This is a genomic window from Candidatus Cloacimonadota bacterium (assembly GCA_020532085.1).
In the GTDB taxonomy this organism is placed as follows: domain Bacteria; phylum Cloacimonadota; class Cloacimonadia; order Cloacimonadales; family Cloacimonadaceae; genus Syntrophosphaera.
On sequence record JAJBAV010000005.1, the window covers coordinates 1 to 12,976 of the forward strand.

The following is a 12,976-nucleotide window of genomic DNA, read 5'->3' on the forward strand; positions in this document are numbered from 1 at the left end:
CTGCTCCGCTTTCAGGAATACCTCCTGCAACGATTGGTCTTTTGGTCGTGGCATCTCGCCTCCAGAATTTAGATTCTGGAGACAAAATAAGCAACATATATGATTTGTCAACATGGAATTTGTATAACAACTTAGCCCAGAGTGAAGCGCAGCGGAACCCTGGGTTTGGCGTCCAAATGTGCAAACTAGCCCCCCGGAGGCGGCACAAATCTCTGCCAGGCTTGGAGTGTTGCCCCTGCGGGGCTGATCCCCCTAACCCCCACCCGGTTTGAAAGAGAGCAAAAAAATGGCCCCCGCAGCAGCGGAGGCCTGGAAACGGTCCGGAGTCAAGCTTATTCGCGTCCGATGGAGATGTAGGTGATGCCCTGTTCGCGCAGGTGAGAGGGTTCGAACTGGTTGCGGCCGTCGAAGAGGACGGGGTTTCTGAGGGCTTGTTTCACCTGTTCAAGATCCGGGTAGCGGAACTGGTGCCATTCGGTGACCAGGATGAGGGCGTCGGCGCCTTCCAGAATGGAATACTGGTCCTGGCCAAAGCTGAGGCCATCGCGATCGCCGAAGATGCGCCTGGCCTCTTCCATGGCGGCGGGATCGTAAGCCCGGACCCTCGCCCCGGCTTCGATGAGGGCGTTGATGATCACCACGGCTGGAGCTTCGCGCATGTCGTCGGTTTTGGGTTTGAAAGCCAGACCCCAGAGGGCGAAGGTCTTTCCGGCCAGGTTTTCGCCGAACATGCGCTTGATCTTGTGCACCAGAACTAGTTTCTGCCCCCGGTTGATCTCTTCCACAGCCTCGGCGATGAGGGGCTGAAGCCCTGCCTGGCGGTGCATCTGGATGAGAGCGCGAACATCCTTGGGAAAGCAGGAACCGCCGTAGCCCACGCCGGGATAGATGAACTTGTAACCAATGCGGCTGTCGGAACCGATGCCGTTGCGCACCTCGCCGATGTCGGCTCCGAGGGCCTCGCAGAGGCGGGCGAGTTCGTTCATGAAGGATATCTTGGTGGCCAGCATGGCATTGGCAGCGTATTTGGTCATTTCCGCGGAGCGGACGCTCATGATGATGATGCGTTCGTGCGTGCGGTTGAAGGGCAGATAGAGTTCACGCAGCACTTCCCCGGCTTGGGGGTCGTCGGCGCCTATCACCACGCGGTCCGGACCCATGAAATCGGCGATGGCGGCGCCTTCCTTCAGAAATTCTGGATTGGAGACCACCGCGAAGGGGATTTCCACCTCGCGCTGGGCCTGAACTTCCCTGATGGTGTTGGCCACGAGGTCGGCGGTGCCCACCGGGACCGTGGATTTGTTGACCACGATCTTGTATTCCGCCATGCTGCGGGCGATGTCCCGCGCCACAGCCAAAACGTATTGCAGATCGGCTGAACCGTCCTGATCCGGCGGTGTGCCCACGGCTATGAAGATCACGCTTGAGGCCGCCACAGCCCCGGCGATGTCGGTGGTGAAACTCAGCCGGCCAGCGGCACTGTTTGAGGCCACCAGTTCCTGCAGCCCCGGTTCATAGATGGGGATCTCGTGGTTTTGCAGCCGGGAGATCTTGGCCGCGTCGTTGTCCACGCAGATAACGTGATTGCCCATATCCGCGAAACAGGCTCCGGTAACCAGGCCCACGTAGCCCGAACCAATCACTGCCAAATTCATGCTTGTTCCTTCCTTTTCCTGAACCAAGCCACGGTTTCCTTGATCCCGTCCTCCAGCGCGTAGATGGGGCTCCAGCCAAGCTCTTTGAAGGCTTTGGAACTGTCCAGCATGGAACGGCGCAGATCACCTTTGCGGGCGGGGCCGCTCTGGGGCTGGATCTCCTTGCCCAGTTGCCAGAGGATGGTTTTATACAGCTGCGAGGTGGTGGTCTCCACGCAGGTGCCGATGTTGAAAGCGTCGTTGGCGCCGCGTTCGAGGGCGGCCAGATTGGCCCGGACCACGTCTTTCACGTAAACGTAGTCGCGGATCATGCCCTCGGGCGCATCCGGATAGGCATAGAGGGTGGGAGCGGAATCCGCGAGCAGCTTTTCCACAAAAATGGAAACCACGCCCGCTTCGCCCTGGGCGGCCTGACGGGGGCCAAACACGTTGGCATAGCGCAGGATGGTGTATTCCAGTCCGTACTGGTGCCGATAGAAGCGCAGATAGTTTTCTCCGGCCAGTTTGTTGATGGCATAAACCGAGAGAGGCTGAGGCAGGTAATTTTCCGTGGTGGGATACTCTTCCGCTTCTCCGTAAATAGCTCCCCCGGAAGAGATAAAGACCACTTTCCTGATGTGATGCTTCACGCAGTTTTCAAGGACGTTGATGAGGCCCAGCAGGTTGATCTCGGCATCGAGCTGCGGCTCCGTTATTGAGCGGGGCACGCTCACCTGGGCGGCGTGATGGTTCACCACATCCGGCCGTTCGGCCGCGAAGACCTCCGCCAGGGCGGGATCGCGGATATCGAGCTGGTAAAACTTCACCAAGGGATCCAGATTGGCGCGGTCGCCGCTGGACAGATCGTCGACCACAACCACCTGATGCCCCGCTTCCAGACAGGCATCCGCCACGTGGGAGCCGATGAACCCGGCCCCTCCAGTGATCAAAATCTTCATCTTTCTTCCTCCACAATCGAGTATTCGCCCAGGATCTTCACGTCGCGCGGATCGATCTTCACCAGCACGGCCTGCCGCAGGATCTGCACCTGGAGGCGCACCTCGTCGAGCCTGGCATGGCTTTCCACCACACCGGTGACGCCTTTGAGCGCTCCCGACGTGATCTCCACCTGCAAGCCTTCCGAAAGCCAGAGGGTGTTTTCCAACTCGATCTCTGGGGAGCGGCTGAGCTTGAGGTTCTTCAGTTCCTGCAGCAGCTGGTCCTGGCGGGAAACGCGGATGAAGGACACCGTGTAGCCGGAGATGAGCAGGGTCTGGCGCTGGCGGGGATCTAGCACAACGAAGAGATAGCTGGGAAACATGGGCTTGGTGAAGTTGACAATTCTGCGCTGATAGACGCGTTTGCTATCCATCTGGGGCAGATAGTAGGTGATGCCGCTGCGCCGGGCGTATTCGGCCAGTTTCTTTTCACAGCGCGGTTTGGTGTGGATCACTTCCCAGCGCTGGCCGTCCGGGGCGGGGGCCAGCTCTCCGAAGAGCTCGTCGATCAAAACCGGGGTGTGGGTGGCCATTCCGGGTCAGTATCTGTAATGGTCGGGCTTGTAAGGGCCTTCGATGGGAACGTTGATGTACTGGGCCTGGTGTTTGCTCAGATGGGTGAGCCGCACTCCCAGCTTGTCCAGATGCAATCTGGCCACCTCTTCGTCGAGGGCCTTGGGCAGGATGTAAACACCGGTCTCGTGGTCATTTTGCCAGAGTTCCAGCTGCGCCAGCACCTGATTGGTGAAGGAACAGCTCATCACGAAGGAGGGATGGCCGGTGGCGTTGCCGAGATTTACCAGGCGGCCTTCTGAGAGTAGGATGATCGCTTTGCCATTGGGCAGATGGATCTGGTCCACCTGGGGTTTCACCGTTTCACGCACAACGCCTTCCATTGAGTAAAGCTTGTCCACTTGGATCTCGTTGTCGAAATGGCCGATGTTGCAAACAATGGCGTGGTTTTTCATCTTGAGCATGTGGTCCACGCGGATCACGTCGCAATTGCCGGTGGCGGTTACAAAGATGTCCGCCTCTTCCAGCATGTTGTCCACGGTGTTCACTTCAAAGCCTTCCATGGCCGCCTGCAGCGCGCAGATGGGATCGATCTCGCCTACGATCACCCGGGCGCCGAAACCGCGCATCGATTGGGCGCAGCCCTTGCCCACGTCGCCATAGCCGCACACCATCACCACCTTGCCGGCCACCATCACGTCGGTGCCGCGCTTGATGCCGTCGGCCAAGGATTCGCGGCAGCCGTAGAGATTGTCAAATTTGGATTTGGTCACCGAGTCGTTCACGTTGAAAGCCGGGAAGAGCAATTCACCCGCCGCCAGTTTCTGGTAGAGCCGGTTGACCCCGGTGGTGGTCTCTTCGCTTGCGCCTTTGAGGTTCTGGGCCACCCGGTGCCACTTCTGGGGATCGTTTTGGAGTCCGGCGATCAGCAGTTCCTGCACCAGCCGCAGTTCGGCGGATTCGGCGTTCGCCTCGGGCAAAGCCCCGGAGGACGCGAACTCGTTTTCCAGCCTGAAGCCTTCGTGCACCATCAGGGTGGCGTCTCCCCCATCGTCCACGATGAGGTCGGGGCCGCCCTCAGGCCATGAGAGCGCTTTCAGCGTGCATTGCCAGTATTCCCGCAGGGTCTCGCCCTTCCAGGCGAAAACGGGGATCCCGCAGGCAGCGATGGCCGCCGCCGCGTGGTCCTGGGTGGAAAAGATGTTGCAACTGGCCCAGCGGACCCGGGCCCCCAGTTCCACCAGGGTTTCAATCAGTACGGCTGTTTGCACCGTCATGTGCAGGCTGCCGGTGATCTGGGCCCCCTGGAGGGGTTTCCTGCCGCTGAATTTCTGGCGCAGGGCCATCAGCCCAGGCATCTCGATCTCGGCCAGTTCGATTTCTTTGCGGCCAAAAGAGGCCAGAGCGATATCCGCTACGGAATATTCCATGTCATCCATCCTCTTGATAAAATTAGTGCCGGACCCAGCGTTGTGTGGATCCGGCACGTTATGATCAGTTATCTTCTGTGGAATCCGCCGCCGCCGCGTCCGGAACTGCGGCGATCGCCGCCCCGGTCGTCACGCCTTGGAGGACGGTCGTGTTTGGGAGCGTTGGGATCGGGCTCGGGATTGCCGGCCACTCCTTTCATGGTGAGAGACAGCTTGCCTTTATCCATGCCCAGGCTCTTCACGTGGACGATGTCGCCCATTTTGACCATGTCTTCCGGATGTCCGATGCGGCTGTGGTGCATCTGGGAAACGTGGACCATGCCTTCCTTGGCGCCGCCAAGGATCTTCACGAACACGCCGTAGGGCTCGATCCGGGTGACCGGACCTTCAAATTCCTCGCCCACTTCGGGATCGATCGCGATGCCTTTGATGATCTCTTTGGCTTTCATGATCGAATCCTTGTTCGGGGAAAGGATGCGCACGGTGCCGTCGTCGTTGATGTCGATCTCCACCTGGCAGGCTTCGATGATCGATTTGATCATCTTGCCGCTCGGCCCGATGATCTCGCCGATCTTGTCGATGGGAACCTTGAAGGCTTCAATGCGCGGAGCGGTGGGAGCCAGGTCTTCCCTGGGCTCGGCGATGCATTCGCCCATGATGTCCAGGATCCTGAAACGCGCGGCATGGGCCTTTTCCAGGGCAATCCGCATGATGTCGCGGGTGATGCCTTCCACCTTGATGTCCATCTGCATGGCGGTGATGCCTTCACGGGTGCCGGCGCACTTGAAATCCATGTCGCCCAGATGGTCCTCCAGGCCCATGATGTCGGTGAGGATCACATATTTGTCACCATCCATGATCAAGCCGTTGGCAATGCCGGCCACCGGCGCCTTGATCGGAACGCCCGCGGCCATCATGGCCAGGCAGCCGCTGCAGATCGAGGCTTGGGACGAGGAACCGTTGGATTCCAGGGTGTCGGCCACGATGCGCATGGTGTAGGGGAAGGCCTCGCGATCCGGCAAAACGGCTTTCAGGGCGCGTTCAGCCAGGTTTCCATGTCCCAGTTCGCGGCGTCCCACCGGGCCCATTCTGCCGGCTTCGCCCACGCTGAAAGGCGGGAAGTTGTAGTGCAGGTAAAAGTATTTCTTGTACTCGATCTCGAGGCCGTCGATCACCTGTTCGTCGCTGCCGCCACCGAGGGTGATGGTGCCCAGGGACTGGGTTTCGCCCCGGGTGAACAACGCGGAACCGTGCACGACCGGCAGTACGTCGATCTCGCAGGTGATCTCGCGGATGTCATCCAAACCCCGGCCATCCACGCGGTGGTGTTTGTCCAGGATGGACTGCCGCACATAGCGGCGGATCAGCTCTTCAAAGGCGTCCTTATACCATTTTTCGTTCTCTTCAAAGCCTTCCGGGTCCTCAGCCTGATACTTTTCCAGCATCTCGGCCTCGGCGGCGTCGAAGGCGTCCTGGCGTTCCTGCTTGCCCAGGATCACGGCGGCTTCAGCGATGCGGCTGCCATAGACGGCTTCCACCCTGCCCATGATGTCGGCCGGGACTTCCAGCAACTTCACTTCGACCTTGGCTTTTCCGATCTCAGCGGCCATGTCGGCCTGGAGGGCGCAGAGTTTCTTGATCTCTTCATGGCCGGTGTAAACGGCGTCCAGGATGGTTTCTTCACTCAGCTCCAAAGCCGAGGATTCCACCATCACCACCGAAGTGGCTGAGGCGGCAACATCCAGATCCAGCTTGGAACTGCCGTTCATCTGGCTCTGATATGGGTTCACCACGATCTGATCATCGATGAGGCCCACTTTCACGCCCGCGATGGGACCGTGGAAGGGGATGTCTGAAAGAGTGAGGGCCAGCGAAGCGCCGAAGATGCCCAGGGCGGAGGGATCGGTCTCACCGTCGTAGGCGAGAACGTTCAGCACCACGTGCACCTGGTTTCGGAATCCGTCTGGAAAGAGGGGCCGGATGCTGCGGTCGATCACGCGGGCGGAGAGGGTGGCATCGGTGGTGGGGCGGGCTTCACGTTTGAAAAAGCCGCCGGGGATCTTGCCGCTGGCGTACATTTTTTCGATGTAATCCACTGTGAGCGGGAAGAAATCCTGGTTTTCCACCGGGTCCTTGCTCATGGTGGCGGTAACGAGGACAGCGCTGCCCCCGTAACGGATGAACACGCTACCGTTGGCCTGTTTGGCCATTCTGCCGGTTTCCACGTAAAGCGGGCGGCCGCAGAAATCGAGTTCGCGTTTGATAATGTTGAAGTTGTGCATTTACTTCTCCTGGTTGTTCCGAGGGAGAAGAAGCAATAGGCTGAAAACCCGGGCCGCTCTCAGCGTATTGCTCGTACTCCCCTGGAGGTTGATGTCTCGTGTCCGGACCTGTTCCGGACGTTCAGAAAAGAGGAAGGTGGATCCCGCCAATAAAACTTGTGAGAATCCACCTCATCCTATTTTTGGCGGAATCTATCTGCGGATCTTCAGCGCTTTGATCAACTCTCGGTAGCGGTTGATGTCTTTCCGCTTGAGGTAATCGAGCAAGCGCCTTCTCTGCCCGATCAGTTTCAACAGCCCGCGTCTGGTGCTGAAGTCCTTCGAGTGCTCTTTCAGGTGGACCGTGATGTCGTTGATCCGCCGGGTGATGAGAGCAACCTGAACTTCAGGCGAGCCGGTGTCTGATTCATGGAGTTTAAACTCTGCCATGATAGCCGTTTTGGCCTCAGGTTTAAGTGCCATTTCATTCTCCTATGGAATTTTGAGTCAGTTTTTTGGGAGCCGCCGATTTGTCCAGTTCTTTTTTCCCGGCTGTCATGCAGCGGTCTTGGAAATCCTTACGTCAGGTTGGCCTGCCGCCTCTTCCCCATGTATCCTGACACTTCCGGCAAAAAAGCAGGACGCCCGGGAAGTCCGGGCGTCCAGATATCAGAATGTGACCAAGGTCACAGTTTGCTGATGAGGTCGTTCACGCGGCCAAGCCGGGCGTTGATGTCGTTGATCGCGGAGGATTCGCTGGCCCTGCTTCTCGCGCTGTTAAGGTTGTCACGGGCTTTGCCAAGCAGCGACTGGGCGTTGCCTTTGGCGGCGTCACGCTTCTTTCTGAGGTCGGTGGCTTTTTTGCCCACAGCGGCTGAAGCTTGGCGGTCAAGGTCCAGATAGCTGTTGTAGGCGTCGGTGCCCCTGGATTGGAAAACCGAAGCCAGGATCACGTAGGGCTGATACAGACCTGCATCCTTGGAGATGGTGAGGTTGGCGTTGGTTTCCGCGTCGTTGTATTTGTTCTGGGACAGGTAGATGGCAGCCAGGTTCAGGTAGACATAGGGATTGTTGGGGTCGATCTTCTTGAGGGCGTTGATGGTTTCGATCGCCTTGCTATCCTTGTTGTCGGTGCGGTAGAGGTTCACCAGGTTCAGATAGGCGTTCACGTTGTTGGGATCGTTTTTGATCAGGCCTTCGTATCTGGCGATGGCGTCTTGGATGCGTCCGCTTTTCTGATAGGCTGTGGCCAGGCGGCTGCTGATGATATCGTTGTCGGGGGCCAATTCAAAGGCTTTTTCCAGCATGGGGATGGATTCTGCGTAATTACCCTCATCGTAGAGCATGAAAGCCAGGCGGACGTTGGCCGCGGAGTATTCCGGATCGATGGCGAGGGCTTTCTGGAAGGCGGCTTTGGCCTTAACCGCGTTGCCCTGCTGGTCGTAAAGGTTGCCCACGGCCAGCCAGGTTTCGGCGTCGTTGTTGGCTTCGGCGAAGCCTTCCATCAGGGTGATGCGCTTGGCGGTCTGGTTGGTCTTTTCATAGATGTCGTTCAGCGCGCGCATGATGGTGAGGTTCTTGGGATCCGCTTCAAAGCCCTTCACGAAGGTGGCCTCGGCAAGGTCGTTGCGTTCGGTTTTCAGGTAAGTGTTGCCAAGGTAGATGTAGGCATCCACCTTGTCCGGTTTGAGAGCGACCACCTGTTTGAGCGATTTTTCGGCCTCCATGTAGTTGCCGTTGTTGTAATAGCTGGTGGCGATGTTGAAGATCTTGTCCATCTCGCCGGAGACGAAGCCGTCAAGCTCCTTCATCATGCCTTCATCGAGGGCCTGCCAGCGGGAGGTTTTGTCTTTGCCAACGTTGAAGCTGACCTGTTTGAGCTCGCCGGAAAGGGTGCTGTACATGCGCATTGTGATGCCGTATAGGCCGGGGCGGTTTTCGCTCACGCTGCCCATCACGATCACTTCGGAAGAGAGGTTTTTGGAAATCTCCACCATCTCTTCCTTTTCAAGTTCTTCCACATCGTTATAGCCGGTCTCGCGGAAATGCAGTTCCGTCTCTTCCATGTCCAGAAGAGTGTAGTTGGCATATTTGTCAAAAGTGAGGTCAAGATCTCTCACAGTGAGGATCTTGGTGATGTAACGGCTGGGGCTGTCCAGCGCCTTGAGAGGCAGGATCGCCACTTTGGTGGTGATCTCAGCCTTGGGCACGGCCTCGGTGACGGTCTTGGTGCCGGCACAGGCGTAGAGGCCGAGCATCGCGGCGAGGACGATTATTATCCACTTGTTCATTTATTCCTCCCGGAAATTATATTTTTCTTTGTCGCTAAGCATTTTCAGCGGCCTTATCTGTCAAGGAAAAGCTGCCGGGGCAAGCCGTCAGAGGATTTTCAGGCTGCCGTGGGTGACTGTCATCCTTACACCATCCATACCGTCCAAAAGCAAAAATCCTGCGTCCGTGAGTCCAGCAATCCGGCCAAGCAGGGTTTCGTTGCCATTTTCCACCTCAGCTTCCCGGCCCAGGCCATGCAACCTTGCCGCGCAGTAGTTGATGTAAGTTTGGGGCGAAGCCAGCAGGCCGGAATGGTGGCTAACGCTGCGCACAAGCAAGTCGGCAAGACAATCATTGGACACAGGCATCTTTATGTATGAAGATAAATTAGCAGCGTTCAATTCAAGTAACACATCATCTGGTTCGAGGTTGGTGTTCAACCCCAGGCTGATCAGGTAGCGGGGGGGATTTTGCCACTGCTGGCAGAGGATGCCAGCCAGTTTCTTGTCCTCCAGATAGATATCGTTGGGCCACTTCACGCTGAGCTGGCTGAGCCCGAAAGACCTGGTCAGCAGTTTGTGCAGGCAAAACCCCACATAGAGGGGGAAAGAAGGCACCGCCCGGGAATGGAAAAAGTCGAAACTGAACCAGAGCCCGCCCGGGGGTGAGTGCCAGGTGTTCTTGCCCCGGCCTACCCCAGCGGTTTGGCTTGCGGCACGTATGATCCAGAGGTCGCTGTCCGATCCGGTGGCGGCCAGCCTGGCGTGTTCCAGTTTGCTGCTGTCCAGCGTATCGTAAAAAACCTTCGTGATCATGAGATGTACATCGCGTCGCCGTAGCTGAAAAACCGGTATCTTTCCTCCACCGCGAGCTGGTACGCGCGCCGGACCAGTTCGTAGCCGGCAAAGGCGGAGATCATCATCAGCAGCGAGGATTTGGGCAGATGGAAATTTGTGATGAGGGCATCCGCGACCTGGATCTCGCGGCCCGGATAGATGAAAATGTTGGTCCAGTGCGAGCCACTTTCCAGGCAGGTCCCGTTCCAGAAACTCTCCAGCGTGCGCACCGAAGTGCTGCCCACGGCGATCACGCGCCGCCCTTCCGCTTTGGCAGCGTTGATTGCGGCTGCGGTTTCCCCGGGTAGGGTGCAGAACTCGCTGTGCATCTTGTGGGCGTCTATGCGCTGGCATTTCACCGGCAGAAAGGTTCCCATCCCCACGTGGAGGATCACCTCCACCACCCGCACCCCTTTAAATTTCAGGGCTTCCAGCAGTTCGGAGCTGAAATGCAGGCCGGCGGTTGGAGCGGCCACTGAGCCTGGGGCTTGGGCATAGACGGTTTGATAGTCGCCGCGGTCGCTGGATGCGTCCGGACGCTTGATGTATGGAGGCAAAGGAACATGTCCGATCCGCTCGATCTCCTGCCAGTATGTATCCGGTCCCTCAAACTCGATCTCCCGTAAACCGTCTTCATCCGCGAGCGACATCCAGCCTTTCAGATAGGGTGAAAACTGCAGCCACTGAGCTGTTTTGAGCCGTTTGCCGGGATGGACCATGCACTTCCAGCGCGCTCCGTCCAACCTGTGCAAGAGAAGGACCTCGATCCGCGCGCCGGTGGCTTTCTCCCCGTGGAGGCGGGCGGGGATCACCTTGCTGGAGTTCACCACCAGAACTTCTCCGGGGGCCAGCAGATCCAGGATGTCCGCAAATTCGCCGTGGACAATGTTCCCCGTTGCCCGCTCCACCCGCATCAGGCGAGAGCTGTCGCGTTTCTCAAGGGGATGCTGGGCGATCAATTCCGGCGGCAGTTGGTAGTTGTAGGCATCAATATCAAGTAAATCTGTCATGACGCGTCCCTCGCAAACCTCTCGTCAGATCCCCGCAAGTTTGGCGGCCATTGGGCGGGAGGCGCTCAACTGCCCATGCCCTGGGGATTTAGCAGGGGAGCAGACATTCCCCCGTCCAATAGGATGTTCTGTCCGTTCAAGTTTGCTAGTTCGGGGCTCAATAACAATTCTGCGAGGTGGCGAATCTCATCCAGGGAGATCAGCTTTCCGGTGGGGCTGGCCGCGCGGTAAGCAGCGAAATAGCGCTGGCGGAAGGCCAGGTATTCACCTTCATAGTCACTCTCAAGGTCTGTCTCCACCGGGGCCGGCGAGATGGCGTTGATCAAAACGTTGTCCGGAGCGGTTTCCAAAGCCACGCTGCGCGCCAGGTTCACGATCGCGGCTTTGGCCGCCGCGTAAGCCGAACCGCGGTTTAGGCCGGTGAGCGCCACATTCGAGCCGAACAGCACGATCCGCCCGAATCTTTCTTGAAGCATGCCTGGAAGGCATGCCCTGAGAACATTGCAGGTCATGTTCACATTGGTGTTGAACACTTCCTGCCAAACTTCAGGTTCGCCCTCGGCCAAAGTTTTGGCGTCGTAACTGCGCACCGCGGCTGTGTGCACAAGAGAGGCCCGAACGGCGTTCAAGGCCACACAAGCCTCTTCCAGGGAAGAGCTCAGGGCGTCAGGGTCCAGTAGATCGCAGGTTTTGATCAAGATCCCCGGCTTGGAGCGCAGGTCCTCCAAACGTTCGGATCCTGAGTGCACCAACAGCAGCAACGGCAGGCGCGATTCCGCCCAGGACCGGGCGAGATGAGAGCCCACCTGTCCGTTGGCGCCGGTGATGATCAACAGCCGGTTCATGGCTTGATTATCCGCTCCACCAGGCGCAGCGCGACCTCGAACTTGTCGCCGCTCAGTACCGGGGGCCTGGCGTTTTTGGCATCATTCGCGCTGATGACTGAAAGGGTGGTCTGATCAGCCCCGGCAGTATCCAGGTGATTCACGCAGATGAGGTCCAGATTCTTGCGCTGCAGTTTCTCCCTGGCGTTGGCCACCAAATTGTCGGTTTCCGCGGCGAAGCCCACCAGCATCTGTTTCTTGGTTTTCAGCTTTCCCAGCTGGGCCAGGATATCCGGGGTGGGCACCAGTTCCAGATTGAGGTTGCCGCCTTTCTTGATCTTGCGGGAAGCGGCTTTGAGCGGCTTGAAGTCCGATACGGCGGCGCATTTGACGATGATCTGGCAGCCCTTGGCGGACTTGAGCACGGCGTCGTGCATCAGTTGCACCGTGGGCGCGAAGATGGCCTGATGCAGATAGTAGGGTGGTTTTTCGTCCATCAAACCGTGGACCAGAGTCACTTTGGCCCCCCTCAGCGCGAAAGCCCGGGCGATGGCCAGGCCCATCCTGCCGCTGGACCGGTTGGTGATCATGCGCATGGGATCGATCGGTTCGGCGGTGGCGCCGGCGGAGACCATAACGCTGGTCCCGGACAGATCCTCAGGATACTCCAGAAAGCAGCGGATGGCGCAGAGGACCTCAGAGTTGGGGGGATATTTGCCCTTGCCTTCATAACCACAGGCGAGCAAGCCGGTGACGGGTTCCAGGATGTGCTGGCCCCGTTCGCGCAGGGTCTGCAGATTGGCCTGGGTGGCAGGGTTTTCATACATGTTCACATTCATCGCGGGAACGTAGAGGACAGGTTTGGTGTGCGCCAGCAGGGTGGTGGAAAGCAAGTCGTCGGCAAGGCCGCGCGCGGCTTTGGCCACGATGTTGGCCGTGGCGGGTGCCACCACGATGAGGTCCGCCCAGTCCGCCAGGGTAATGTGCGGGATGGGGTCCGCGTCCTCAAACAGCGAACTGTGGGCGCTGCCGTGGGTGATGGCGGCAAAGTTTATTCCCGCGACGAAGTTCTGGGCGTTATCAGTTAAAACGGTCTTCACGCTGAATCCCGCCTTGCTTAGCAGGCTGGCCAGTTCGATCGCCTTGTAAGCGGCGATGCCACCGCTCACGCCAAGTAGTATGTTCTTGTTCATATCAAG

Annotated in this window: 11 protein-coding genes; all 11 read right to left on the reverse strand. The window is 58.3% G+C overall.

Annotated elements, in window-relative coordinates; translation table 11 throughout:
• Nucleotides 1-332: 332 nt before the first annotated feature.
• The 11 genes from LHW45_02260 to coaBC all read right to left on the reverse strand — a co-directional run bounded on the left by LHW45_02260 (nucleotide 333) and on the right by coaBC (nucleotide 12,970).
• Entirely contained in the window at nucleotides 333-1,655 is a 1,323-nt protein-coding gene (locus LHW45_02260) for a UDP-glucose/GDP-mannose dehydrogenase family protein (GenBank protein MCB5284400.1), read from the reverse strand.
• Nucleotides 1,652-2,593, reverse strand: coding sequence for an NAD-dependent epimerase/dehydratase family protein (locus LHW45_02265; protein MCB5284401.1), 942 nt, complete (start codon nucleotides 2,591-2,593; stop codon nucleotides 1,652-1,654). Before LHW45_02265 ends, LHW45_02260 begins: the two co-directional genes overlap by 4 nt.
• Entirely contained in the window at nucleotides 2,590-3,165 is a 576-nt protein-coding gene (locus tag LHW45_02270) for a hypothetical protein (GenBank protein MCB5284402.1), read from the reverse strand. The genes LHW45_02265 and LHW45_02270 overlap by 4 nt, the downstream gene beginning before the upstream one ends.
• Nucleotides 3,166-3,171: 6 nt before the next feature.
• On the reverse strand, nucleotides 3,172-4,584 hold the full coding sequence (ahcY, locus tag LHW45_02275) for an adenosylhomocysteinase (GenBank protein MCB5284403.1): 1,413 nt from the start codon (nucleotides 4,582-4,584) through the stop codon (nucleotides 3,172-3,174).
• A gap of 59 nt (nucleotides 4,585-4,643) precedes the next feature.
• The gene (gene pnp, locus LHW45_02280; GenBank protein ID MCB5284404.1) at nucleotides 4,644-6,857 is read right to left on the reverse strand and encodes a polyribonucleotide nucleotidyltransferase; all 2,214 of its coding nucleotides are present in this window, start codon (nucleotides 6,855-6,857) and stop codon (nucleotides 4,644-4,646) included.
• A gap of 192 nt (nucleotides 6,858-7,049) precedes the next feature.
• Complete coding sequence (rpsO, locus tag LHW45_02285) at nucleotides 7,050-7,319, reverse strand: 30S ribosomal protein S15 (protein ID MCB5284405.1); 270 nt, start codon at nucleotides 7,317-7,319, stop codon at nucleotides 7,050-7,052.
• Nucleotides 7,320-7,522: 203 nt separating this feature from the next.
• Nucleotides 7,523-9,127, reverse strand: a complete 1,605-nt coding sequence (locus LHW45_02290; GenBank protein MCB5284406.1) for a tetratricopeptide repeat protein — start codon at nucleotides 9,125-9,127, stop codon at nucleotides 7,523-7,525.
• 87 nt (nucleotides 9,128-9,214) lie between these two features.
• A complete protein-coding gene (locus LHW45_02295; GenBank protein MCB5284407.1) occupies nucleotides 9,215-9,922 on the reverse strand; it encodes a biotin--[acetyl-CoA-carboxylase] ligase in 708 nt (235 codons plus the stop codon).
• Entirely contained in the window at nucleotides 9,919-10,953 is a 1,035-nt protein-coding gene (gene queA, locus LHW45_02300) for a tRNA preQ1(34) S-adenosylmethionine ribosyltransferase-isomerase QueA (GenBank protein MCB5284408.1), read from the reverse strand. The genes LHW45_02295 and queA overlap by 4 nt, the downstream gene beginning before the upstream one ends.
• 65 nt (nucleotides 10,954-11,018) lie before the next feature.
• A complete protein-coding gene (locus LHW45_02305) occupies nucleotides 11,019-11,798 on the reverse strand; it encodes an SDR family oxidoreductase (GenBank protein MCB5284409.1) in 780 nt (259 codons plus the stop codon).
• Complete coding sequence (gene coaBC / locus LHW45_02310) at nucleotides 11,795-12,970, reverse strand: bifunctional phosphopantothenoylcysteine decarboxylase/phosphopantothenate--cysteine ligase CoaBC (protein MCB5284410.1); 1,176 nt, start codon at nucleotides 12,968-12,970, stop codon at nucleotides 11,795-11,797. Before coaBC ends, LHW45_02305 begins: the two co-directional genes overlap by 4 nt.
• Nucleotides 12,971-12,976 lie beyond the last annotated feature (6 nt).

Coding starts and splice junctions, on each gene's coding strand:
- LHW45_02260 (MCB5284400.1), bottom strand. CDS start 1,655: ATGAATTTGGCAGTGATTGGTTCGGGCTACGTGGGCCTGGTTACCGGA.
- LHW45_02265 (MCB5284401.1), bottom strand. CDS start 2,593: ATGAAGATTTTGATCACTGGAGGGGCCGGGTTCATCGGCTCCCACGTG.
- LHW45_02270 (MCB5284402.1), bottom strand. CDS start 3,165: ATGGCCACCCACACCCCGGTTTTGATCGACGAGCTCTTCGGAGAGCTG.
- ahcY (MCB5284403.1), bottom strand. CDS start 4,584: ATGGATGACATGGAATATTCCGTAGCGGATATCGCTCTGGCCTCTTTT.
- pnp (MCB5284404.1), bottom strand. CDS start 6,857: ATGCACAACTTCAACATTATCAAACGCGAACTCGATTTCTGCGGCCGC.
- rpsO (MCB5284405.1), bottom strand. CDS start 7,319: ATGGCACTTAAACCTGAGGCCAAAACGGCTATCATGGCAGAGTTTAAA.
- LHW45_02290 (MCB5284406.1), bottom strand. CDS start 9,127: ATGAACAAGTGGATAATAATCGTCCTCGCCGCGATGCTCGGCCTCTAC.
- LHW45_02295 (MCB5284407.1), bottom strand. CDS start 9,922: ATGATCACGAAGGTTTTTTACGATACGCTGGACAGCAGCAAACTGGAA.
- queA (MCB5284408.1), bottom strand. CDS start 10,953: ATGACAGATTTACTTGATATTGATGCCTACAACTACCAACTGCCGCCG.
- LHW45_02305 (MCB5284409.1), bottom strand. CDS start 11,798: ATGAACCGGCTGTTGATCATCACCGGCGCCAACGGACAGGTGGGCTCT.
- coaBC (MCB5284410.1), bottom strand. CDS start 12,970: ATGAACAAGAACATACTACTTGGCGTGAGCGGTGGCATCGCCGCTTAC.